This is a genomic window from Virgibacillus sp. MG-45, assembly GCF_036409425.1.
In the GTDB taxonomy this organism is placed as follows: domain Bacteria; phylum Bacillota; class Bacilli; order Bacillales; family Amphibacillaceae; genus LDC-1.
Window position 1 is genome coordinate 40,285 of sequence record NZ_JAXOFU010000015.1, and the last position, 25,400, is coordinate 65,684.

At 37.6% G+C, this 25,400-nt stretch carries 19 protein-coding genes and 7 tRNA genes; 9 read left to right on the top strand and 17 right to left on the bottom strand.

What is annotated here, in order from left to right; translation table 11 throughout:
- The first annotated feature begins 119 nt into the window (after positions 1-119).
- The gene (locus SPK86_RS14095; protein WP_330949659.1) at positions 120-692 is read left to right on the top strand and encodes a DUF2087 domain-containing protein; all 573 of its coding nucleotides are present in this window, start codon (positions 120-122) and stop codon (positions 690-692) included.
- A gap of 118 nt (positions 693-810) precedes the next feature.
- Complete coding sequence (locus tag SPK86_RS14100; RefSeq protein ID WP_330949660.1) at positions 811-2,037, top strand: MFS transporter; 1,227 nt, start codon at positions 811-813, stop codon at positions 2,035-2,037.
- Between the two features lie 61 nt (positions 2,038-2,098).
- Here SPK86_RS14100 and SPK86_RS14105 read toward each other — a convergent pair whose 3' ends face one another.
- Both SPK86_RS14105 and sigW read right to left on the bottom strand, forming a co-directional pair.
- Positions 2,099-2,743, bottom strand: coding sequence for a zf-HC2 domain-containing protein (locus SPK86_RS14105; RefSeq protein ID WP_330949661.1), 645 nt, complete (start codon positions 2,741-2,743; stop codon positions 2,099-2,101).
- A 6-nt stretch (positions 2,744-2,749) separates the two neighbouring features.
- Positions 2,750-3,313, bottom strand: a complete 564-nt coding sequence (sigW, locus tag SPK86_RS14110; RefSeq protein ID WP_284141602.1) for an RNA polymerase sigma factor SigW — start codon at positions 3,311-3,313, stop codon at positions 2,750-2,752.
- A gap of 215 nt (positions 3,314-3,528) precedes the next feature.
- Here sigW and SPK86_RS14115 point away from each other — a divergent pair, with 215 nt between their 5' ends.
- Positions 3,529-3,690, top strand: coding sequence for an aspartyl-phosphate phosphatase Spo0E family protein (locus SPK86_RS14115; protein ID WP_284141603.1), 162 nt, complete (start codon positions 3,529-3,531; stop codon positions 3,688-3,690).
- 129 nt (positions 3,691-3,819) lie between these two features.
- On the opposite strand, the gene SPK86_RS14120 is transcribed toward SPK86_RS14115, so the two are convergent.
- The 12 genes from SPK86_RS14120 to SPK86_RS14175 form a co-directional block, all read right to left on the bottom strand.
- Positions 3,820-5,145, bottom strand: a complete 1,326-nt coding sequence (locus tag SPK86_RS14120; protein WP_330949662.1) for a TrkH family potassium uptake protein — start codon at positions 5,143-5,145, stop codon at positions 3,820-3,822.
- Positions 5,146-5,253: 108 nt separating this feature from the next.
- Positions 5,254-6,156 (bottom strand): arginase, encoded by a 903-nt coding sequence (gene rocF, locus SPK86_RS14125; protein WP_330949663.1) that lies wholly within the window; start codon positions 6,154-6,156, stop codon positions 5,254-5,256.
- A 169-nt stretch (positions 6,157-6,325) separates the two neighbouring features.
- Positions 6,326-7,426 carry a phosphomevalonate kinase gene (locus SPK86_RS14130; RefSeq protein ID WP_330949664.1) on the bottom strand — a complete coding sequence of 367 codons (1,101 nt, stop codon included), beginning with the start codon at positions 7,424-7,426 and terminating at the stop codon, positions 6,326-6,328.
- A 13-nt stretch (positions 7,427-7,439) separates the two neighbouring features.
- Positions 7,440-8,423 carry a diphosphomevalonate decarboxylase gene (gene mvaD, locus SPK86_RS14135; protein WP_284141607.1) on the bottom strand — a complete coding sequence of 328 codons (984 nt, stop codon included), beginning with the start codon at positions 8,421-8,423 and terminating at the stop codon, positions 7,440-7,442.
- Positions 8,424-8,476: 53 nt separating this feature from the next.
- On the bottom strand, positions 8,477-9,439 hold the full coding sequence (gene mvk / locus SPK86_RS14140) for a mevalonate kinase (RefSeq protein ID WP_284141608.1): 963 nt from the start codon (positions 9,437-9,439) through the stop codon (positions 8,477-8,479).
- Positions 9,436-10,725, bottom strand: a complete 1,290-nt coding sequence (locus tag SPK86_RS14145) for a hydroxymethylglutaryl-CoA reductase, degradative (RefSeq protein ID WP_284141609.1) — start codon at positions 10,723-10,725, stop codon at positions 9,436-9,438. The genes mvk and SPK86_RS14145 overlap by 4 nt, the downstream gene beginning before the upstream one ends.
- Before the next feature lie 286 nt (positions 10,726-11,011).
- A tRNA-Lys gene (locus tag SPK86_RS14150) sits at positions 11,012-11,087 on the bottom strand.
- 173 nt (positions 11,088-11,260) lie between these two features.
- Positions 11,261-11,332: transfer RNA gene (locus SPK86_RS14155), tRNA-Gln, on the bottom strand.
- A 10-nt stretch (positions 11,333-11,342) separates the two neighbouring features.
- Positions 11,343-11,427 (bottom strand) — tRNA-Tyr (locus SPK86_RS14160).
- A gap of 39 nt (positions 11,428-11,466) precedes the next feature.
- Positions 11,467-11,542: transfer RNA gene (locus tag SPK86_RS14165), tRNA-Thr, on the bottom strand.
- A gap of 65 nt (positions 11,543-11,607) precedes the next feature.
- Positions 11,608-11,683 (bottom strand) — tRNA-Val (locus SPK86_RS14170).
- Positions 11,684-11,771: 88 nt separating this feature from the next.
- A tRNA-Glu gene (locus SPK86_RS14175) sits at positions 11,772-11,843 on the bottom strand.
- A gap of 321 nt (positions 11,844-12,164) precedes the next feature.
- Here SPK86_RS14175 and fabI point away from each other — a divergent pair.
- Complete coding sequence (gene fabI, locus SPK86_RS14180; protein ID WP_330949665.1) at positions 12,165-12,941, top strand: enoyl-ACP reductase FabI; 777 nt, start codon at positions 12,165-12,167, stop codon at positions 12,939-12,941.
- Positions 12,942-13,112: 171 nt separating this feature from the next.
- Here fabI and SPK86_RS14185 read toward each other — a convergent pair whose 3' ends face one another.
- Both SPK86_RS14185 and SPK86_RS14190 read right to left on the bottom strand, forming a co-directional pair.
- Positions 13,113-16,628 (bottom strand): GLUG motif-containing protein, encoded by a 3,516-nt coding sequence (locus SPK86_RS14185; protein ID WP_330949666.1) that lies wholly within the window; start codon positions 16,626-16,628, stop codon positions 13,113-13,115.
- A 406-nt stretch (positions 16,629-17,034) separates the two neighbouring features.
- Complete coding sequence (locus SPK86_RS14190; protein ID WP_330949667.1) at positions 17,035-20,271, bottom strand: ATP-binding protein; 3,237 nt, start codon at positions 20,269-20,271, stop codon at positions 17,035-17,037.
- Between the two features lie 547 nt (positions 20,272-20,818).
- Between SPK86_RS14190 and SPK86_RS14195 the strand changes: the two genes are divergently transcribed.
- The 5 genes from SPK86_RS14195 to SPK86_RS14215 all read left to right on the top strand — a co-directional run bounded on the left by SPK86_RS14195 (position 20,819) and on the right by SPK86_RS14215 (position 25,053).
- The gene (locus SPK86_RS14195; RefSeq protein WP_284141613.1) at positions 20,819-21,508 is read left to right on the top strand and encodes a response regulator transcription factor; all 690 of its coding nucleotides are present in this window, start codon (positions 20,819-20,821) and stop codon (positions 21,506-21,508) included.
- Positions 21,509-21,687: 179 nt separating this feature from the next.
- Positions 21,688-22,104 carry a DUF4870 domain-containing protein gene (locus SPK86_RS14200; protein WP_330949668.1) on the top strand — a complete coding sequence of 139 codons (417 nt, stop codon included), beginning with the start codon at positions 21,688-21,690 and terminating at the stop codon, positions 22,102-22,104.
- 46 nt (positions 22,105-22,150) lie between these two features.
- The gene (locus SPK86_RS14205; protein ID WP_284141615.1) at positions 22,151-22,720 is read left to right on the top strand and encodes a hypothetical protein; all 570 of its coding nucleotides are present in this window, start codon (positions 22,151-22,153) and stop codon (positions 22,718-22,720) included.
- A gap of 916 nt (positions 22,721-23,636) precedes the next feature.
- Entirely contained in the window at positions 23,637-24,386 is a 750-nt protein-coding gene (locus SPK86_RS14210; RefSeq protein WP_330949669.1) for a hypothetical protein, read from the top strand.
- 253 nt (positions 24,387-24,639) lie between these two features.
- Positions 24,640-25,053: an RDD family protein gene (locus tag SPK86_RS14215; RefSeq protein WP_330949672.1), complete on the top strand. Its 414-nt coding sequence runs from the start codon at positions 24,640-24,642 to the stop codon at positions 25,051-25,053.
- A 207-nt stretch (positions 25,054-25,260) separates the two neighbouring features.
- On the opposite strand, the gene SPK86_RS14220 is transcribed toward SPK86_RS14215, so the two are convergent.
- Positions 25,261-25,333: transfer RNA gene (locus tag SPK86_RS14220), tRNA-Thr, on the bottom strand.
- Between the last annotated feature and the right edge of the window lie 67 nt (positions 25,334-25,400).

The window sequence follows — 25,400 nt, forward strand, 5'->3', positions numbered from 1 at the left end:
ATACGTTTTTTTCCTAATGGCGGACTGGTATTTGCTATATGTTGTACCAAAAAACAGTTGTGATAATTATCTAATTAGATTATAATCTAATCAGATAGAATGTAAGGAGGAGCTTTTACATGCAGCTCGATCGAATTGTGCAATTTCATAAAACAGTTGGCGATAAAACAAGGCTACAAATCATCGCACTCTTAAAACAGGGACCGCTTCATGGTCAAGCGATTTCAGGAAAGCTTGGATTAACACCCGCAACCATTTCCTATCACATCAATAAACTTAGAGAAATCGATGTTATTTTTGAGCGTCGAGATAAAAACACGATTTATTTTAACTTAAATGAAAAAAAACTCACTGCCTTAGCGGAAGCTATCTTACAGTTAGGAGGAGATGAAACGATGGACCCCATTTCCATTACAGCTGCTGATAAACAGCATGTACTTACTAATTTCTTTACAAAGGATGGCAAGCTAAAAAACATCCCAGCACAGCGCAAGAAAAAACTTATTGTATTAGAGCATCTCGTGCAAGGTCTCAGAATGGGAGTAGATTATCCAGAGAAGGAAATAAACACCTATATCAAACAGTTTCATGAAGATTTCGCTACCATTCGACGGGAGTTCATTATGTGTCAATTTATGACACGTGATAAAGGGATCTATCAGCTTAATCCAAAGGAGCTCTGGCCGATATAATTCGATAGATATAGCGAATCTCTAAACTCGCTCTTTGCAGTTAGCGAGTTTTCTTTTCCCTATCTAATTAGATAGTTATTAAATTAGATAATCATTAAATTAGAAAGGAATTAATAAAATGAAAAATTGGATGGCTTGGAAGGAAGAGGCCAATTATCAAAAGCTGTTTTGGGCAGGACTGGCGAACGGAATCGGCAATCGGTTTAATCAGGTCGCTTTGCTCTCCCTTCTCTACATGCTCACAGAATCAGGAATCGCCATTGGCCTTTACTTTACAATACGAATGGTTCCATTTCTTGTCATGGCACCATTAGGAGGAATGCTAGCTGATAAATTTTCTAAAAAAGCGCTTTTAATTACAATCGATGTTATTCGCATCCCAATTGCGCTTCTGCCTTTAGTTGTTCATCATCCTGATGTGCTATGGATTGCCTATCTTGGTGTTTTTCTTCTTGCTACTGGGGAAGCAATGTATGCTCCAGTAAGAATGGCAACCATTCCAGCGATCGTTAAACAAGATAAATTATTATATATCAATGCAATCGAGCAAATTATGCTTGGCGCTGTACTCGTAGTTGGATCAACAACTGGAGGCGTTATCGCTTTCCTGCTTGGTAGCTATGTCCCGTTTATTCTTCATGCATTCACGTTTCTTGTTTCTGCCTTACTTCTATCAAACGTCCGAATAAAGAAGGTTAAACAGCAAAAAAGACAGACTCCAAACGAGAAACGACCTTCAAGCTGGAAGCTCGTAATCGGCTCTTCTGCACTAATTATGTTTCTATTTATGGAATTAACGATGCCATTAGCAAATGGAATCGATAACGTGCTTATTAGTGTTTATGCATTAGATGTATTTAACATGGGGGATATTGGTGTAGGGTTGATGTATGGATTTCTTGGCTTAGGCTTTATCATTAGCTCCTTTTTTTCACATCACTTAAAGAACAGACTCATTTCTCTTATCGTTCTTTTTATTGCGTTTGAAGGAATCGGTCATCTATTATTAAGCATATCACCGACATTTGTGTCGACGCTTTTTATCGTATTCGGCATTACACTCGCTGGTGGTATCAGCAATATTTGTTTAAGTACGATTATCATGAAGCTTGTTCCTGCCTCCTACCAAGGGAGTTTTTTTGGACTTACGCAAATGATATCAAATACAACCCTTGGAATCATGATGGGAGTTGCTGGCTTTTTACTTGAAATTTTCACTCCTCGGCAGCTCAGTCTACTTGTTGGCTGTATGTACGTATTTTTTTCTTTGCTTTATGGATTCATGTTTTCCCGACTTTCTCTTAAAACAGAAAAAAGAAAGCTCGCTCGAACGGAACGGCTCTAATCAATAGCAATGCGGAGTACCTTCGTAAACAGCAAAAAACCCGGGATATCCCGGGTTTTACTTAATCAAAGGAAAATAGAACTTTAAAGAAATTCTTTGTGTTATACCATACCCATTCGAAGATGCGATCTACATTCTCAAACTCTCCGTTCACTTCACCAACAGATGCCATTAATCCTTCGCCTGGCGTTTCGTCTTGAATGAGCTTTCCATTAATTAACGTAACATTTCCATCAACGGTTCCATCAATCTTTAAGTTTCCGTTTTTAACAACTAAATCCCCTTCAACGATTACCCCTTCAGGTACGATAACCGTATCCCCTTCAATAATTAAGTTCTCTTGCTTCGAGACTACGAGCTTCGAATCTTGGTGCCATGCGGAAAACACCCCGGAGAACATGAAAACAAAAAATATCGCCGCGGCTGTTAAAATTGGATGCATTTTAAACCAACGAATATACTTCATCCGCTTCTTTTCCGTCGGTAGCTTTTCCATGACACCTTGTACGAAATCAGTTGGTGCTGTCATCGGTTCTGTTGATTTAACCAATGTAATCGTTCGTTTTAGTTCATGAAAATGCTGCTGACAATCCGGACAGCCCTCGAGATGGACACGTAATTCCTTCTGTTCTACTTTCGTTAGATCTCCATCCAAATATTTATGCATTAATTCCACTGCTTCTTTTACACAATTCAAGTGGATCACACTCCTTTACACATGACGAAGCTTTTTTCTTAAAGCTTCCCTTCCTCTATGGATGCGTGTTTTTACCGTCCCTAAGGGGATATCCATAATTTCACTGATTTCTTGAAGGGAAAACTCTTCCAAATAACGCAACATAATAATACCACGGTATTTTGGTGGTAGTGCTGCGATCTCTTGATGAATATAGCTTTGCAATTCAAGACTTTGCACTTCATCCTCTGGCAGCTGGTCATCAGCGGCTAGTTGAGAATACATATCCAATCCATCCGTTCCTTGAATTTCTGCATCCAAGTAATAATCCGGTTTTCGTTTTCGAAGACGATCAATTGTTAAATTCGTCGCGATCCGATACAACCATGTGGAAAATTTTCGTTTTTCATCATAAGAATGGATGTTTACATATGCTCGAACAAATGCTTCTTGAGCTATATCCTCCGCTTCGTGCGCATTACCTAGCATCCGAAAACAATGCTGATAAATCTTGTGCTGATAGAATAATACCACGTCCTCAAACGCAGCCTGATCCCCTTTTTTCACCTGGATAATTTTCTCTCTAATCATTAGCTCCATATTTAGTACCTCCGCTAACTATGCGGTATTTGTAATACGGTCAATCACACAATAGGTTTCATAAAAAGAAAAAAAGTTTAAATTTGTTCATAAATAGGCCTGTATTTCCAGCCCGAAAACATGTCAGGAAATTTTTTCTATAAAAATTAAATGTTTACTATTGCAAAATAATGGATAATTCCATATTATAGTATACTGAATAGGAGGATAGTACAGTGTGCAATAGTTTATTAAAAGAAATAGAACAATGTAGGGAAAAAATGATTGCACTTGGCGCTTTATATGGGTTAACAGCTGATATTGTTGTCCAATATAGTAAAAGACTAGATGACCTTCTTAACGAATATCAAAAAAAATTTAAAGTTGTCCAAGAGTAATCTATTTCCGACAGCTGCTTAGAAAATACATAAAGATAAAAAATAGGGTAAAAAAGACATTGACTTTCCTTGTGAAATCGAATGTCTTTTTTTCATGGTGCATTTGGAATCAATTCTAACCGGAGCAAATTACCCCACAAAAAGATCCTCACTAGGGTAACGAACATGTGACTCTTTGGAGCGAGCTAATGAGAACATTAAGGTTAACGGACCGAGCTTGCCGATAAACATCATAAATGCAATGAGTCCTTTCCCAAGGTCGGATAAATCTCCTGTAATTCCCATGGATAGCCCTACTGTTCCAAATGCAGAAACAGCCTCAAAGGCGATTTGGAGAAGTGGTTTCTCTTCTGTTAAGCTTAACAAAAAAATTGCACAAAAAATGAAAGCGAAGCTAATCGTTAAAATGGCTAGTGCCTTGATAACTAAGTTCATTTCAATTCGACGCTCCTGAATTTCCACTTCTTTTCTTCCTCTTAGAAAAGAGCTAACAGTTAAGGCAATAATAATAAACGTCGTTAATTTTATTCCCCCGGCAGTAGAGGTTGATCCTCCTCCAATAAACATTAAAACAAGCATCACTAGAATAGTAGATTCATGAAGCTCACCAATGTTTATTGTATTAAAGCCAGCCGTTCTTGGTGTAATCGCCTGAAAATAAGAAGCTAATAGTTTTTCTCCTATCGGGCTCGTACCAATCGTAGCTGTGTTTCCATATTCCAATAAAAAGATAACAATCATAGCGAGAACATTAACCACGATCGTTCCAACAATCATTACTTTGGTATGCAGTGTAAATGCTCGAAAGGAGCGCTTTTGCCATACATCCGCCAGCACTGTAAAACCAAGCCCACCAGCAATAATCAATAGACTTATCATTAAGTTAATTACCGGATCAGCAGCATAGCCTGCTAAACTATCTGACCAAATAGAAAAGCCCGCATTATTAAATGCAGAGATAGCATGAAAAATGCTAACATACAATCCATGTCCGAAGCCAAATTCAGGAACCCAGCGAAAAGCAAGAATAATAACCCCAACGAATTCAATGATAAGCGAATAAAGAAGGAGCTTTTTTACAAGTCCTATTATGCCGCCGAATTTTGAGTGATTTAATGCTTGCCCAACGATCAACCGCTGCTTTATTCCAAGCCGTTTACCGAGCAGCATAAAAAGGAGTACGGCAAACGACATGATACCTAGACCACCTAATTGGATAAGCAACAGGATAACAAGCTGCCCAAACATGGTAAAAGAAGAGCCGGTATCGACAACGGCTAAGCCCGTCACGGTTACTGCAGAAGTACTTGTAAAGATGGCATCAATCCAGCTTAAATGTGTATGAGATGCAATAGGTAATTTCAACAAAATTGACCCTACTAAGATCAATCCAATGATGATAAGTAATAAAAATTGAGGCGGCTGTAGCTTTAGCCGCTCATGATATATCCTCATGGGCTATCCCCTCTATGTTCGAACAACTATAGCGCTTCATCTCTAAATCTAGTTAGATGCCCATATCATACGCTCATTTTTTAAACCTGTAAAGACTCTTTTTGACATTTATAGAAGCTTTTCACCAAATAATGACCCCATTAATGCTACTGCAACTGTTGCTGTTTTATTCTTTTCATCAAGAATTGGATTTACTTCTACAAATTCTGCAGATGTAATCATATTTGATTCTGCTAGCATTTCCATTGCTAAATGACTTTCGCGATAGGTTAATCCGCCAAGCACAGGTGTCCCCACTCCCGGTGCTTCGGTTGGATCAAGTCCATCTAAATCAAGACTTAAATGGACACCATCTGTACGATCACGTAAATAATTGATCGTTTCTTCCATTACTTTTGGCATGCCCATTCGATCAATTTCATGCATCGAATAAACCTTAATCCCTTTCTCCCGAATCAATTGACGTTCACCTGGATCAAGGGAACGTGCTCCAACAATTACGATGTTCTCGGGCTTTACCTTTGGCTCATACCCGTATAAACCTGTTAGTTTTTCATGCCCTAATCCGATACTTACAGCAAGGGGCATTCCATGAATGTTCCCTGAAGGAGAAGTATCGCTTGTATTTAAATCGCCATGCGCATCATACCATATGACGCCAAGGTTGTTATAATGCTTAGAAATACCAGCAAGACTACCTATTGCAATACTATGATCTCCACCTAAAATTAACGGAAAGCGGTGCTTGCTAATTTCCTTATCAACTAACGCGGCCAATGCTTCATTACCAGCAATGACCTGTTCTAAATTTTTTAAGTTACTTGTACCTATTTCACCTTCTTCTTCCGGACGTTGAATCGAAATATCACCAAGATCATCAACATGATCATGCAATACTTTTAAACGGTCGATTGCACCCGCATAGCGAATAGCACTTGGACCCATATCTACCCCACGACGACTTTGTCCTAGATCCATTGGAACTCCAATAATTGAGATGTTTCGTTTCATCTTTCTCCCCCCTTCTTTCCATTTTAGCGAAAGATACACAACTGACTCAACCGCACATGTTTATGCATATATATACATTCGCTTCTTAGGGAAGTTCATATGAAGAAACCGTTAAACAGCAAAAAGACAAGGATACCATTAACGGCCACCCTTGCCTTTTCGCAATCATTTATTCATTTATTGCTGCACCATGAGGAAACATCTTTATATCGAGTGGTGTAATACCAGCTTCTTTCCATGCATCGAAAAGTTGTTCCGTGTTTTTCTCTGATGGTATAAAAGCAATACCACAATCACCACCACCAGCACCTGACAGTTTCCCTGCCCCGCCGTGCGCTTCCGTAAGTGTACATAGCCGGCTTAACAACGGGGTTTCTAGTTCAACATTGGCATGCAGGCCCACCGTGGCTAGTGCATGTCTATTTTGTTTTACACCTTTTAAAAAGGTAGCTAGATTATTTTTTTCCATGCCATCAATAATGGCCGATACCGCTGCTTCACTCTCATCCAAAAACGTCTGATACTGGGTTGGGTTGTCCTGCTTGAGACGTAAAACCTTTTCAACAAGTCTGCCTGTTGATGCTGGTTTTCCTGTCCAACCGATGCAAAAGGATAAGCGGTGTGGAAAACGAACTGGTTTAATGGAAAGATACGGCCAGTCCTCTTCAACAAACTCCACTAAGCTTTCTGCATACTGGTAAGCTTCTTTTAACCACGATGCTTGAAAGGATGCGTATTGCAAAACCCCGCCATAAGCAGATGCCGCAACATCTGCACCAGAACCATTTCCTTGTGTACGTACATGTGAAATGGCGGCAAGCTTAAACAATAGCATTTTTGGCGGCTTGTCCGGCAAGTACGCTTGTAAAATTGCCGCAATCACCGCAGTTACGACCGCAGCGCTTGAGCCTAAGCCATACTTTTTTCCAGATGCATCATCAAGCTCACTTTTAATCGTTAACGAAAATGAGTTCATTGGAATTGCTTGTTCCTGCAAATATTCGCAGGCAATGGACATGGCATCTTCTACAAATCGAACCCGCGGATCACTCGAGTCAATTGTTACCTTTTTATTCGCATACTCCCAATCAAGGTTCGTCATATTGAAATTTTCTAAGGAAAGCTGATTGATCTCACTTGGTGCATACGATGCGTAAACAAAACGATCTACTGCCATGACAATCAGCTTTTTATAGGGCTCTAGAACTGCAAATTCGCCAGCAATCATTAATTTACCTGGCACCCTAACTCTAAACGGTGAATTCGGCAATATTTGTCAACCCCTAAATATAGGTTATTCCTCGTCCTGGCTTGCTTAAAATAACATCCGTTACACCAGGTATCGTTTGAAGCGTTTCTTTTACAACTTTTTCATGCTCGGGTAAATAAAGCACCTTTACATTTGGTCCTGCATCGATGGTAAAATAGGCCGGAACACCGTTGTCACGCAATTGTTGAATGGTGTCCATGACCGCCATTGTCGTATCATGCCAATACGAAAATGGTGGAGAAGCACCTAATGTTGTTGCGTGCATTTTAAGACAATTCGCTTCGGCAATGCGACCTACTTGATTGAAGTCTCGATTTGCAATTCCTGTCTTTATTTGTTCTAAATCCTGTGGAATACTGTCCACCCAGCTTTGAAAAAAAGGTGATGTTTCCACTGTGCGCTTCATTCCAGCACGACTCGACACTTTTTTCATCGTAGCATTTAGAACAACGGCAGCAACGCGGATATCCCAATAATCCTGTGGTTGAATTGGAACAGCGTAGGAATCGCTCCCATCCGCTCGTTCTCCTTTCTCCCACTCTGCAAAGCCCCCAAAAATTGAGCGACAAGCTGATCCTGATCCCTGACGCGTAAGCCGAGACAGTTCAGCATCTGACATGTCAATGCCAAGTGCTCGTGTTCCAGCAGCAGCCAAGGCAGCAAAACCAGATGCAGAGGATGCAAATCCGGCTGCAGTCGGAACTTTATTGATCGACCGCACCTCTGCATATATCGTACCGTACGTATTCTCCTTGAGACTACGTATCAAGTCGAGGAAGGCTGTCACACGTTCATATTGGTCACCGGTAATTGGTTCCTCATTAAGAAAAAACAAATCCTTCGTTAGCGCTTCACGAAATTCTACCGTTGTTGTTGTATAAAAACCATCAAGTGTTAGTGATAAGCTATTATTTGTAGGTAAAATTAAAGCTTCATCACGCTTTCCCCAATATTTAATTAACGCAATATTTGTATGTGCACGTGCTGTCGCCTTCATTGTGTATCTCCTTTATCAATAAACAAGCCAATCTCTTTATTATAATGGGACAATTAGTCATGCTTTTTTAATACAAATGACCAAACTGTATGTGCACCGAATTTTCGTAGTTTGTCGGCAAGCTGTCTTGAATGCACTTCATTTTGAGCAAGCGCAACAATACAGCCACCATTCCCACCACCTGTTAATTTGGCACCTAATGCACCTTCTTGTCGGGCAATGTGAATTAACCGGTTCAAACTAGCATCACTCACTCCTAATGCCTCCAGCTCTTTTTGAGCTTCGTCAAGCAACTGACCAAGAATTTGCTTCCCAGCCTTTTCTAAAGCATGCTTAGCTTGATGTGTTAACGAACCAATCTTTTCTAATTTAGATTGGATCTTTTTCGGTGCTGCCTTTAATAGATCAGCCACCGATTGCACCGCAGAGCGCGTATCACCAATTGTACCAGAGTCGGCAACAATAAAGTGAAAATCATCTGCAGGCTTAATAAAATGAATTGGTTGTTCTTTTTCAAACCAAATAGGAGTTTCTGTTGTAATTGTTAACGTATCAATCCCACTAGGTGCACCATGATTATATGTCTCCGCTATATTTGCTAGCTTTAGTAATTCATCCTGGGTATAAGCGCGCTCTGCATAAGCAAAGATCGACTTTATCACAGCAATAGCCACCGAAGCACTAGAACCGAGTCCCTTGCCAGGCGGAATGGACGATTTTATTTGAATTAATAAATCACTTTTTGGTAATTCAAGATATTCTAATGTCGCATATATACTATTAATAACGCCCTTTAAAGACTTTGGGGCAGACGCTATTGGACCATGATAAAACGTACTATCTATCTTAATCGCACCTGGTACATACTCCACTACTGATTCAACACCAACTAAAGGAAATGGGATGGCAATAGCAGGCTGTCCGTGTACAACCGCATGCTCCCCAATTAAAATTAGTTTACTATGAGCTATACCGATAGCTATTTGTTCTGAAGTTGTTGCATTTTCTACACTCATTTTATATACTGTTCCACCAATTCTTTAGCTTTTCCAACACGGATTTCCTTTTCTTTTACTAGATGTTCTGCAATGATATCAATCATCTCCCCAGTGGCCCCTGCCGCAATTGCTACAGAGCGAGAATGTAGTGCCATATGCCCTTTTTGTATCCCATCGGTCGCCAAAGCTTTTAATGCGCCAAGATTTTGAGCTAAACCAACCGCTACAATGACCTGTGCAAGCTCTTCTGCTGACTCTGTTTGAAGCAAGCGAAGTGCTAGCTTTGCAGTAGGATGTACGCGCGTTGCTCCACCAACCGTACCGATCGCCATTGGTAGTTCAAGCTCACCAACAAGATTTCCTTCTTCATCCACAGACCATGTCGTCATCGAATCATATTTTCCAGTACGAGCCGCATAGGCATGTGCCCCTGCCTCCACAGCTCGCCAATCATTTCCTGTTGCAATAACAACTGGATCAATACCATTCATGATACCTTTATTATGTGTAACTGCACGATACGGATCAGACGCTGCAAATTCATACGCATGTACCACTCCGTCACGTACTTCTTCGCCAGTAAATCCATCATCCGCCAAAAGATGTGGCGGAATAACACATGTCGCTTTTGCCAATGCTTGATCAGCAAAATTAGATAAAATACGTAAGTACACTTTCCCCTTCGTGATTTGTTCAACTGTTGGAGCAAGCGATTCCACCATCGTATTAATAATGTTTGCTCCCATTGCATCACATGTATGAATGTACACATGAATGATAAGCATTTGTCCATAGGTAGCTTGAGGATCGTCATTTAATATTCGGACATCTAAATCTACAGCCCCTCCTCCTCTTGCTACAATGCTCGGATAAGCAGCATTTGCCGCTTTAATTAGCGCTGTCTTTTCCTTTAATATTTCATTTTTTGCTTGATAAAAATCGGCACATCCGACTACTTGGATTTGACCGATCATCGTTCTTCCGGTGGATTCGGTTTTAAACCCTCCTGCATCTCGAACGATTTTTGCAATATAGCTAGCTGAAGCAACAACAGAAGCCTCTTCAATTGCCATAGGAATAATATAATCTTTCCCGTTTATAAGGAAATTTAATCCTAATCCAAGTGGCAACGAAAATGTTCCAATTGTATTCTCAATCATTTTATCAGCCGTCGCTATTGGCAGTGCACCTTCTGTAGAGAGAAGCTCTATTTCATCTGATGTTAAACCATGCTGATGTAAGAGTATATCTCTACGTTCCTCGACTGTCTTTTTGTAAAAACCAGGGATTCTGGAAGAGTTCATGCTATTCCATCCTTTTGTATATCGTCATGATACCTTTTACAATTCTATATATTAGCTTATAAAAATTTTAATTTTTTGTGAGTGCTTGAGCGTAATTTCATTATAATATAAATATAGGCTCATTGCAGTAGGATTTTTACAATGTTAGAAACGTGTAAAATAATTTTTCTGTTTCTATTATCGTGAAAATCGCCTAAAAATGCAAATAAACAAGGCTGTCAATAATAACTACCTTGTTTATTTTATATTATGTATCGTATTTAAATGTTAACACCCATTTTCAAAATGGTGAGCCATACAGGATTCGAACCTGTGACCCTCTGATTAAAAGTCAGATGCTCTACCGACTGAGCTAATGGCTCCTGTGAGATATCATCGGTATGTATTGCGTCCAGCGCAAACTTAATCGTTTAAAAAGGAATCGATGCGCAATAAAAATGCTACTCATGTTCAAACGTAACTCTACCGAGAAAAAACAAAAGCGAGAGCAAATATGATGCTAATCGCTAGGATTTTAAGACTATATATTTAATAGCTGGGCTACCAGGATTCGAACCTGGGAATGACGGGACCAAAACCCGTTGCCTTACCGCTTGGCTATAGCCCAATAATATAAATGGTGGAGGGGGGCAGATTCGAACTGCCGAACCCTGAGGGAGCGGATTTACAGTCCGCCGCGTTTAGCCACTTCGCTACCCCTCCATATCATTAACGGAACTCCACATATTTATTCAAAAAAAATGGTGCCGGCCAGAGGACTTGAACCCCCAACCTACTGATTACAAGTCAGTTGCTCTACCAATTGAGCTAGGCCGGCAAAACACCTTACTATATTATTCGTTACATCACATATATTATACGATGTAGAAGGTGAATAAAAAATGGTGGAGGATGCAGGGCTCGAACCTGCGACCCCTTGCTTGTAAGGCAAGTGCTCTCCCAGCTGAGCTAATCCTCCGACGCACAGCGTGTGACTCGTGCATGTGCTGCAACTAACAGTCGCATACTCTACATGCCTAGCATCACAGCTGTTTTAAAAAGTACGATGACCCGTACGGGATTCGAACCCGTGTTACCGCCGTGAAAGGGCGGTGTCTTAACCGCTTGACCAACGGGCCTTGCAAAGAAAAGTAGTTTATTCTCGAACGCAATTGTCGAAAACCAACGAATCTTATTATATACAGATTATTTGTATTTGTAAAGAGGAATTATCTTTTTTTATTATTATTTTTTTATTCACCTCATATTCGTTTAAAAAAACTGCCACTCCGCCATTTAAAGGGAAGACGGTCAAGTGAAATGAACCGATTTTCTATAAGCCTTTTTGATGTAACACCACTTAATTATAACCAGGTGTTATAATCTAATACTAATTTATACTTTATTCACAATGTCCATTAAGGTATAATATAAGCAATGAATAAACATGGAGGTGCCCTATGTCACAATTATTAAAAGACAAAAACATCGTTATTATGGGTGTGGCAAACGAGCGAAGCATTGCTTGGGGAATAACAAAGTCCTTACATAATGCAGGTGCAAACCTTATTTTTACAAATAGACAGGAACGCTCACACAAAAAATTACTAAAGTTATTGGAACAAAATGACATGGAAGCAAAATTAATTGTAGAATGTGATGTTGCTAGTGATGAAAGTATTACAGCAGCTTTTAATGAAATAAAAAAAGCAGTTGGAGTGATTCACGGTGTTGTCCATTCTGTTGCCTTTGCAAATCGGGAAGAGCTAAAAGGAGAATACGCCGACACTTCTCGTGAAGGATTTTTGGTAGCTCATGAAATCAGCGCGTTTTCATTAGTGGCCGTTTCAAAAGCAGCGAAGGAAATTATGACAGAAGGCGGCAGCATTGTTACACAAACATATTTAGGTGCCGAACGCGTCATTCAAAATTACAATGTAATGGGTGTTGCAAAAGCTTCCTTAGAGGCTAGTGTCCGTTACTTGGCTGAAGATGTAGGAAAGTATGGCATCCGCGTAAATGCCGTTTCAGCAGGTCCAATTCGAACACTTTCTGCTAAAGGGGTATCTGGCTTTAACGATATCAATTCAACCATAGAAGAAAAAGCACCATTGCGCCGAAATGTTGATCAGGATCAAGTAGGCGATGCAACACTTTTCTTCTTAAGCGAGCTTGCACGCGGCGTTACAGGAGAAGTATTACATGTTGATGCTGGATACCATATTATCGGCTATTAATATCGGTGACGAATAACAGAACGAATGGAAAAAAGACAGTCAACCGTTTATAACAAGGAATAAAAGACACTCATAATATTTTGTGAGTGTCTTTTACAATGCTTCTTGGCACATATAAAACTCCTCAAGCAAAACTACTGCTTAAGGAGTTAAACATCGATTACTTTATGTTTAATGCGCAACTTTTTTTCGTTTGTACAAATATAAACCCATTCCCAAAAGAATAATAAATAAACCTATAATCATAAACGTGTACATTGAAGTAGCGGTATTTGGTAACTGCTTTCCAAATAGTGCTGGCTCTTTATTCTTCTCGTTGTTTGAACTGTTATCCTTCTTATCATTCTTTTCATCCTTATTGAGTGCATCAGATTCTTTTTTCCCGCCATCATCTGTTTGTTCTTCAATTGGTTCTTCACTAATATCATCGGATTGTGCTTTCACAGTTACGATTATTTTAGCTTTAAGATCATCTGGATTTTCTATGTTACTTTCTACAATAAGATCTCCCTCAAATTCATAAGATCCCGCTTTCACACTATCGTATTCAGGTGTAGAACTATTCCAACGTACATTGACAACTACCTTTGTACCATCACTTAACAGGACTTCAACACTTGTAGGCAAACCAATATCTTCTTGTGTCGTACCATTTTCTACTAAAATATCACTTAAAGGTTCTACAGATTCAATTGTTTTTACAATAACTTCTTGATACTCATATGCTCCGATATCGACAATACTATTTTTGATTCGATCATTACCATCAAGATCTGTTGATAAATCCGCTGGTAAAAATTCATTGTTCCCTCCCATAATTGATGGAGAGTCTTTTTTTAGTCTAAAATCGTTTAGACTAGGGTCAACAAACATCGGATCTACATCTAAATTATTCCCTTTATCCGTTCCAAAATCTTTCTTCCAAGCACTACTTCCACCTGAACCTTCTATTAAACTGTTACTAATATGTGCAACTGCTCCATGGTTGTTAAAAATACTATCGCCATGATTGCCCCAAATAATTGAGTTTTGAATGATTGTTTCTGGATGCGCGTTTTCCGTTCCTCCTGCATATATTCCATGGCCAGATTTACCTGCTTTGTTATCCGTAATTGTTGAATTGATAAATGTGCTTTGACTATCATCGGCAATGTATACCGCACCACCTTTACCGCTACTAGGAGAGTCAGAGTGATATACGGCTATATTACCATGCATTAATACGTTCATTAACGTTGGAGAGCTGTTATACATATACAAGCCTCCTCCGTAAAGCGCTCCGTTCCCATGAATGGTTACATTTTTGATCATAGGCTTACTAGAAGAGTAGTTAGCAATTGCACCTCCAAACGTTGCTTCGTTTCTGAAAAACTGTACGCGTTCTAGATGAGGTTTGCCACCCGCGTTAGCCATCGCACCTCCTGATCCCAACGACATGTTGCCCGTAAACAAAACGTCTGTTAATGTCGGGCTAGCACCAAAATTGTATACTGCTCCACCGCCATTTTCAGCCCTGTTATCTTTAAAGATTACATTTCTTAGGGTCGGATTTGCGTTTCTGTTATACATGCCTCCACCATGTTGGTGATTACTATTTTGCCCATCTGCAAAACCTTTTGTAATCGTAACGCCATCCAATACTGCCGTATCATCTAAAGTAGATTGAGAATATCTATGATTAAACACATGATAAGCGCGTTCAGATGGTTCATACTCACCATTTAAAATCGTTTCATAAACCTTAGGATCCCGCTCAGACATAGTCGGATTTCCATTTGCCGGGAAACCACCGTAAATTGTGACGTCGTTTTTCATTTGAAATGTTTTCGTTCGTTCATCGTTTTCATCTAATGCTTTTGTTGGCACATATGTACCTTCCGCTATCCAAATTTCGTCACCAGCTGTGGCAATATTTAATGCTTCTTGCAGTGTACCGAATGCATCAGCCCAGCTTACACCATGACCGCTCGATCCCTCTTTTACATAAATAATGCCTGTTGGAGTTGGTGTCGGTGGTGCGGGTGGTGCATGAAATTTCAAATGAGGATACCGCCCATCATGAATACCCCAGATCGATGTGAAATCCCAATTAAGATACGTGCTAATGTTCTGCATCTCTGCAGTCGTTTTTCCATCACCTTTTCCTTCATCATCTTGACCGGTGGTTTCTTTATCGTAATAACTATTTTCTACATTTAACGTCGTACCACTCACCTGTCCCCCAATTAAACCGCCACTATAATTTCGTCCTTCGATGATATTCCCAACCGCATAGCTATTCATAACGTCTGTGGAATGTACCAATCCGATTAAGCCGCCAATATAAAGGTTGCTACCTTCCACTGTTCCAGTTGCAAAGCTGTTTTGAATAAGACTATCGGTTGCTCTTCCTATTAATCCTCCAGCTATATCTGTGCTAGATACATACCCCGTTGCGAAGCTTTCTTTTGTAGTACTCCCAGTATGAAATCCCACAAGTCCACCGACAATATCCGAACCTGATACTGCGCCAGTGGCATAGCTATTTTCGAATTCACTTCTCTGAGTGTATCCAACAAGACCACCGACATGTCTGTCACCTGTAATCTCTCCCGTTGCAAAGCTGTCTTTAATGAGAACGTCACCTAGCGCATTCCCAACAAGGCCGCCAACACTGTTCGTACCTTCAACGCTACTAGTAGAAGAAGCATTGGAAATCGTGCTACCTTGCATAAATCCAATCAATCCACCAACATAACCGGTTCTACCAGTGCCAATTATCGTTCCTGATGTAGAACTGTTCTGAACTGCACTGCTGTTAGTGTAATGACCAATTAGTCCACCAATATAATCAACACCTGTTATAGCAGCAGAAACAACAGTTACATTGTCAACCGTTGTGAAAATACCTGTTCCAATGAGCGCGCCAATATGAGCTCTTCCTGTTACATCCACATTATCAAGTGTGACATTCCGTATCACGGCCCCACTCGTATAAGAGAACAGACCCACTTCATCACTACCATATCTAAAAATGTTTATATTTCGAATGGTATGCCCGTTTCCATCAAATGTCCCCATAAACGGGCTAGAACGTGTTCCAATTGGAACCCAGAATCCATCTCCATTAATGCCCGAAAGATCGATATCATTCATAAGGATGTATTGTCCCCTTAAGTTATCCCGAATATTGTTTAAATCCTCTGCTGTATGAATTTCGATAACCGATTCAGAAGATACTTTCATTTGCTGTTTTTTGGGTTTTTCTTCTTTTTTTATCTTATCTACTTTCTCTTCCGAGGACAGATCCGATGAAGGCATATCTACCTTTTCTTCCTCTTGATTCTTTTCACTCTCAAGGGGCGAAGATAATTCTCCATCATCATTTGCGGAAGCTTGTTCTTCGTTTAGTTTTTCCGTTTCAGTTACTTCACTAGTATCATTTGATTCATTATCCACTTCTTCATCTAGCAATTCGCCTTTATCCGATCCTACATCTTCCTGTTCTTCTGTTACTTCTTGTTCCTCTTCTTCTATTACTTTCTTTTCTTCTTTTACTTCTGCTTTGTTTTCTACTTGGTTTGTTTCTGCATGAACATAAAACAACCCTTGTAGAGAAGGAAGTATTGATCCTACGAGTAAAATGATACTGAAGAAAATAACTGCCTTCTTTGAAAGTTTGCTTTTTCGTGGTTTTTTTCTCGGCATTTCTACACCTCTTAATTCTAAATTAATCGTTCTTTTTGATTCCAGCCATTCATCCCCTGTAAAACTAAATGTCCTCCCCTTATGGCCATACTTATTTACTTCATTACTACCACCCTCCTATATTTAGCTTTTCAGTTACACTACAGTTGTCTTTTCATGTTAAAAAACGAAGGTTAATTCGAGGTAAAGAATGGAAAAATCTTTTCCGGATAGAATCGACTTGCTCCACTCTTTTAAGTAAAAAAGCAATCAGATGTAGACACTGCAACTTGCGTGGCTACTATTAGCAAATAACTAATCAACAAATTCATACTTTTAAAATTTACAAAATAAAAAGTTGGGAATTTCTCAGTTTAGAAATTTCCAACTTTACGGATTTTTTTATAAAAAAATTAATAATAGCTATTCAGCGTTTTTGCAACCACACTGGAAGAATAATATGAAAGGTTGTTCCTTTATTTATTTCACTATTAACCCAAATCTCCCCATTATGACTTTGCACAACTTCCTTAACAATGGCTAACCCTAATCCAGTTCCCTCTGGAAAGTCATGCTTTTCATCTTGTGGCCCTTTATAAAATCGCTCAAAAATTAGCGGTAAATTTTTTGAGCTTATTCCAAAGCCATTATCTTGTACTTTAATCGTTACAGCGCTCCTTTCTGTGTCTAATCTAGCACTCACACTAATTGTTCCATTCCCTTTATTTGTATTCTTAATTGCATTTGATATTAAATTAAAGAATACTTGATCCATTCGTTCTTCATCAACCGCACAAATATACGTATCAAATAGATCAGGAAGTTCCGTTCGATTAAAGCTTCTATTTCTTTGAATCACGCCAAACTCGCATTTTTGATAGATTTGCTCTATCCATTTTGATAATTTTACTTCTTTCATATTTAAACTTGTTCTTCCTGCCTCAAGTTTTGATAAGTCAAACAGGTCATTAATTAAACGATTCAAAACCTTAATTTTATCAAATATTAGTTGACTATAATTCCCATCATTAGGGACAATGAGGCCCTCCTGTAATGATTGAAGATACCCATGAATTAAAGTAACAGGTGTACCTAATTCATGCGCAATATTTGCCAACAATTGTCGTCTTGAAGCAGTCATTGCTACCAGTTCATTATTCAACTGCTGAAGTTCATCATTTGCACTTGTCAGTTCCTCTGTTCGCTTCTGTATTTTTTCCTCGAGACGCAGATTCAGCATTTTCAATTCCTCGTTTAGTGTCCTCACTTTAACTAGTGTTTTAACACGTGAAAGTAATTCTTGCTTTTCACAAGGCTTGACTAAATAGTCATTCGCTCCTACTTCAAAAGAAGCTACTTTATCATAAAGTTGATTTTTTGCTGTTAACATTAATATAGGAAGTTCCATTAAAGAATAATGTTCTCTCAAGCGCTGACACACTTCATACCCAGATATATTGGGCATCATGATATCTAAGATGAGCAAATCAATAGATTGTTCCTGAACTATTTGGAAAACCTTTTCTCCATTTAATGTTGAAATCACTTCAAAACCCTCTAAGACAAGTTGATTCGTCAACACATGTAAGTTAACTACTTCATCATCCGCAACTAATATTCTCGCTCGATTTTGAGAAGAAACTACCTCCACATCCAATTGATTTGGCTGTAGATTATGAATTGCTTCCACTGTAAAGGCGGCTTCAACTAAGTGGTTAGGTCGCTTTGCGTACACCGGAAGAATTACAGTAAACGTAGTTCCTTTTCCAATCTGTGTTTCCACTGTTAGTCTCCCGCCATGAAGCTCAACTAGTTGTTTTGTAATACTTAATCCTATCCCGATGCCGTCCGATGTATTGCCTTGTTGAAAAGGTTTAAAAATAGTAGTCAGCTCTTCATTCGAAATGCCCACACCTGTATCTGACACACTAAGTTTCACTTCATCATTTTCAGTTACTGCAGAAACAGTTACTTCTCCATTCTCCGTATATTTAATGGCATTATCTAATAAATTATATAAGATCTGCTGCAGTCTATTTTCATCTGCTCGAATCGGTGGAAGATTCTTATCCATTTTTTTAATAATATGGACTGGCTTATTTTTTAAAAGCGGCTTCGAAACAGTTATAACGATGTCCACTATCCCCTGTATATAGACTTTATTTAAATCTAAGGTAAGCGAATCATACTTTAATTTTGAAAAATCTAAGATTCCATTGACTAACTGCGTCAATCTTTTGCCACTCGTGATTATTACGGATAGCTGTTCCTTCATTTGCACCGATACTTCTCCCGTTATGCCATCTCGAAGCGATTCAGCAACTCCAATCATTCCATATAGTGGTGTTCGTAGTTCATGAGAAGTAGCAGCAAGAAATTCATCCTTTAATACATCTGCCTTTTTTAAATTTTCCAACGCTTCCTTTTGACTCTGCCTCGCCTTTCGCTCTGCTTCTTCTTTCTCCATCCTCATTATATTTATTTTATCTGCTAAAGCTAGTGAGAGAAGCACAACTTCTATAACGAGTGCTCCTTGACCAGCATATTCGGTAAAAATGGAATACGGTATGATAACAGCTCTTTCCAATATCGTTATCGCCACACCTGTTAAAAAAACGATCCAACCAACGATATAAAAGCGTGCTTGACGTGCTCCTTTTTTCAAACAAACAATTGCAGTAGTTAATACCGTGAAAAATGTGCTGAATGCCCCAAACAACATAATGGAAAGACCTACATAATGTGAAAACGGCAGCGAAACAATCACCAGGGCATTGACAGCAATTAGGAAATAGGCTAGCTTTTGAAATGAAGGAATATATGCGCTAACATCTAGAAAATTCTTTGTAAAGATAACAATAAATATACAGGCCATGCTTACCCAAAAAGGGGTCGCAATCAAGTTCCATTCTGGATAACTTGGCCATAAATACTGAAAACCAAATCCATTAATAGAGAGCTTCCCTAATAATGTGAAAGTGATGACAATAACATAATAAAGATAACTTTTTATCTTCAAGCTAAAATAAAGAAATAAATTATACAAAATCATCACAAAAATAATCCCATAAAATATCCCAAGCATTAGAAACTCAAGCTGTGATTTCTCAACAAATGCATCTTTGCTCCAAATGTTTATCGGTGGATGAAGATCTCCACCTCCCACTGCTAAAACATAGTAAACCTTACTTTGTCCAGGCTCAACATCAAGATTAAAAACAAAATTACGATGATTAAATTCTCGCTTTGCAAAAGGATAAATCGCACCAGTGTTAGTAAGCTGGATGACTCCTGTTTCTGTTTTTTCAAATATTTGAAGCTCATAAATGAGTGGAAAAGCAAACTCAAGCAACCAATCCTTTTGATCTGAATTATTTCCTATTTCAAATCGAAGCCAAGTAGCAGATTCAAAAAAGCCTCCTTTTTGCTCTACGTCATCAGCATGAACAAATTTTTCCTGATATGCTTCTGAAGTTACATCCTCAATCGTGAAATTTCGCTTCCTATCTTTTATCATATAAATAAGAGGATATAAATCTAATTTTTCAGTAGCTGAATCCAACACAAAAGCATTTTTCACGTTTCCGCTTACCGTATTAGGAGACAAAAGCATCATGCATATAATGAAAGTGAGCAAGATTTGCATATGTATGGTTTTAAACATCGGGACCTCCCCTCTCGCTATGTGATACCACATTCTATACTAAATACAACGGCCAAACTTTACTCGATATTGCATAGACTATAAATTAAGTTTTGAAGTTTTAACTTTTTGAAGAAAGGTTTATTTAAATAAATTTTAACCATTTATTTTTATTGTAGAAAAAGGAATAAAAACATTCATAACAATATGAAAGGAATAGGGTTTAAATGGATTCTTGAGGTATAATCTAATCGAGGTATCATTTTGAACTCACTACGCATCAGATAAAACAAAATTGTCTCAAATGAGTATATCGAATAATAGTAATTCAATCAAACTATTTTGAGTTTTCATCCAACTAACCCTCTTCTAATTCTCCAAAATCTCTCAAAGTGAAAGCAGTAAAGAAATTAAAACCACTGTCATATTAAATAAACTACCTTTCCTTACATTTAACCTTGATTATGTATGATTCAATTTAAATCATGAAATGAAATTATGACGATATACACATTCATAAACGACAAGAAAAATGGATGTACGTCTAATCAAGAAAGGAGGTACTCTAATGACAGAACAAAAAATACTTATTGTTGAAGACGAAGCGGGTATTCGAGATTTAATCCAATTGTATCTAGAAAATCGACATTATAAAGTAATCACTGCGGATAATGGGGAAAATGCGGTTGAGTTAGCTGATCGCGAACACCCACATTTAGTAGTATTAGATATTGAAATACCAGGAATAGATGGCTTCGAAGTTTGTAAGAGAATTCGAGAAGCAATTGATATTCCAATCTTATTCCTTAGTGGTAGGAGAGATCTCATTGACAAAATCAAATGCTTTGAATTAGGAGGAGATGACTATATTACCAAACCCTTTGACTTTGCTGAGCTAGAAGCAAGAATTAAAGCAAGCTTACAAAGATATCAGCAGTTAAGAGCTCAATTATCATCCGAAGTTCTCAAATACGGAGAACTAGAAATTAATCTTACTACGTATGAATGCTTTATAAAAGGTCGTAAAATTCCGCTTTCAACAAAAGAAATGCAACTGCTAATCTTATTAGCCAAAAGACCAAATCAAGTATTTAGTGTAGAACAAATTTATGATCTTATTTGGGGTATTGATTCAATTGGTGATATCCAAACTGTAAAAGTTCACATAAGAAATTTACGTAGTAAAATTGAAAAAGACTCCACTGACCCTAAGTACATAATAACTGTACGGGGCTTTGGCTATCGTTTTGTATTTTAGAGGACATCCGTTTTAACACCAGATATATACCTGTTTTTCACTTTAGAATCCATTCAAAAAATTTACGACTTAGTTAAAACTTGTAGAAAATTATTTCTATAAGTTTTTTTGTTTTTTTACTTGAACTTAACCTTCACATCATACAATAGCTCTTAGACAATATTTGAAGGAGGATAAGGATGAGTTCAAATTCAGACGATAATGTAGGAGGTCAAAGCGTATTCATGGAAGAAGAATCAAATAAAAATGATAAAAAGGAAAAGACAGCTACTGGAATGGATCAAAACATTGCTGGATTACTTTGCTATTTAGCTTGGTTTATAACAGGAATTATTTTCCTGTTTATTGAAAAAGAAAACCAATTTATTCGTTTTCATGCATTACAATCAATCATTGTATCGATTGGATTCTTTGTTATCAATATCGTATTAACTGCCATTCCGATTATAGGATGGGCAATCGGATTATTATTAACGCCATTATATGTAGTAATTTGGTTATTGATGATGTGGAAAGCATATCAAGGAAAGCTTTTCAAATTACCGATTGCTGGTAACATGGCCGAAAAACAATTGAACAAAAGTAGGAGCGAATAACGAAAAAGAAAGTATTTTTGAAAACTAAAATAGAGGTGAAACAAACGTGAGGTTGTTACAGATAAGCATCTTTCTATCTCTCTTCACAATATTTTTAGCTGGTTGTATTGATATTCCGATCGGCAGTGAAGGTAAATTAAAAGTATCTAAAGATAATATCAAAATAAGTGATGAGGAAGGTAATGAACAAAATATTTCGATTGATACAGAAGGGGAAAATGTCACAGTAAGCGGATCTGGAAGTGGAAGTGAGAATGAAGATGTTTCCATGAATATCGGGAATAATGTTGAATTGCCCGAAACGTTTCCTTCTGATATTCCAATCCCTGAGAAAGCAAATATCTTTCAAGCCACTGAAGCAGATGGAATGATATCCATTGCGTATGATGCACCAACAAAGGTTGAAGATATTGAAAAATTATACACGGATTATATAAACAGCGAAATCTTCAGCGAGCAAAATTCAGTGATTGAACAAAGTGGAGATATTAACTATCATCAATATACAGCAAAAAGGAAAGAAGGAACGTTAAATATTAGAGTCATGAATTCAGAAAAATATGCCGATGGTTCTAATGTTATCATTATGTTGGTAAAAGATAACGAAAATAAATAAATCCAAGTCAAAATATGGGGAAATACTTTATTTATAAAAGGAGCTGTCAAATTTGCAGCTCTTTTTTGTTCACCTTGAAGATATACGATGTCATAGGATCCGCAGTCAAAAGGGTTTCGCCGTCAACAGGGCGGGTTTTTCAATGGTATAAAATAAAGGCTGCTCTTACCCATTATGAGTTAACAGTGTTTCCAACAGGATTTGAACCTGCGACCCCTTCCTTACAATAGTAACTTGATAAAAATAAAAATCTAAGCAACTTATATGATTAGAAGCTTGTAATATCAACACTTTCATAAAAGCAATTGGACATAAACGACTTATATAAAATAAAGTTGTTACTGTTTCATCACTGAAATTGGAGAACAGTTATACATTTTAAGAAGCTTCTCTTGATTTGAACCTAAACTGTATTTGAGATTTAATAGAACGACAGTATATATTCCGTATATCAAAAAACCTTCAACATACTACCAATGTATAAAATGGTGTATTTTATAATCTTTTGATTATGGAGCTTATTCCGTTATATCACTCTTTAGATTAAGTAAATTTTGTCACAATATCCTTAATATGGTCTTTAACCAAGCATAATTTTCATTTGTCTAACCTGCAACTCAATTACATAGGATTTTTATCAAGTTAAATTTTAAATAATGGTTGTTTATCTCAAACTATCAACCTTTATTTCATAGCCACGATAACAAAGAAATATTGAATAATAAGTCCTTAGAAGCCGCGTAAAATCATTCTATCCTATGAAATTATTAGTTATTATCCGATAGGTGAAGTCTATAGAAGATATTCGAAGGAAACTCAATCTATATTTAATATGTGGCTATATTTGACCTTTGATTCTCTACTAGATGGTCTATACCCTGAAATTGTAGGAAAAATTAACATTAGAGGGAATTTGATGAAAAAACAAAAGCTTTCATTATTTGCAATAATAGGGATACTAGTAGTAGGTTTAATACCACCCTTTGCCACGGCTTCAGCAAATGAGGGATCTGCTAATGGAATTACCATAATAGAAAAAGGAGATAACAATTTAGAATACATCCATAAGAAAGACGAAGGAACTTTCAAAATTGTTGAGAGAAAATCCCTAGCTACTGGAAATGTTTACAGTAAAATTTACAAATTGAATGAAAATGATGAGTATGAGTTATACGAAGAACAAACTGTTACAATAACTCAGAACAAAGATGCGGTAGTAGAAAGAAACCCTGTAAGAGGGGAAAAAGAAGAAATAATAATCAAAAATCAGCAATCTAAAATTACTAAAGAAATGAACCAACAGAGTGGTGAGTTCTCTGCTTTTTCAGATAAATTGACTCCCTGGAAATATTCAGGCACAGATGAATTCTACACACAAAGTATGGCTGGTTTTACTATTTCAGCTATACAATCAGTTTTAGACGCCACTATCGGTCTGCCTGGTTGGGGCAATATTCTATTTGATGCTGCGGTTTGGATAGCAAATAGTATGCATGACAAAGTTTACCTTAGTGTACAAACTTCTTATAAAAACCCTATAGGAACCACTATTTTGGCAGGAATTCAAGAGATTACAAAAGTTTATACTGACGCAGGTAAGGGTACAATTGTCCCTGGCGGTTATGGGGTAAACGTTGATTGTGCACGTGGTTACGATTGTAGTTAAACACTTATAAAGTAAAACTAAGGATTATTCCTGTAGAAATAAATCCAGCAGGAATAATCCTGTATTTTACCGTATGCAAAAATAATAAGCAATCTAAAAAATGCAATGAGTTTGGTAATTATTTCTTAGTATAATGAAGTTGAAAGAACCACTATAGGAGTCCCTTTTCCATCTAAATAGAAAATGTTAACTTATATACTATACGAAATTTAAGATATGGATTAATATATTTTCCTAAAAGGAGGATGGTATTATTCAAGGTTTAACACTACTACGAAAACGATTCCTAGCCAGACTTTACGATTTACTCGGTCTAACTATTGTTTTTATTGTTTTCATTTCTATATTTAATATAGAAAGTAATTTTCCGGCAGATCGGGGTATATATTGGCAAGTTGTTTATATAGCTTATATGACAATGCTTCCACTTTTTTGGAAAGGATATGTTGTTGGTAAATGGTTTACTAATATCAAAGTTAAGCCTATTAATGGGGAAAATCTAACTCTTAAAAACATGGTTTTAAGAGAACTTATAGGGTTTTATCTTATTGGAATTTTAAGCTTAGGTATCGCATTTATTATAAGTTCTGTAATGATATATAAAAGGGAAGATAATAGAGGTATTCATGATCTAATTGGTTCAACATCCGTTGTTGAAGTTGATTAATAAATACTTAATCAAAAAGGATTTCGAGTAATTTGAACTCTAAATCCGTTTACTGGTTATAACGTTCAATCGCAACATAATACGTTTTTCTTGTTTTTTGTAGGACGTCACACAATCTAATAATGTTCGTTAGAAAAATGTTAGAAGAAACGAAAAATGCTCTTACCCATTACGAGTAAAAGCCTTTTAAATCAATGTTTCTAAGAGAGCTTCCAACAGGATTTGAACCTGCGACCCCTTCCTTACCATGGAAGTGCTCTACCTGCTGAGCTATGGAAGCAGAATACAAAAAATGGCTCCACAGGTAGGATTCGAACCTACGACCGATCGGTTAACAGCCGATTGCT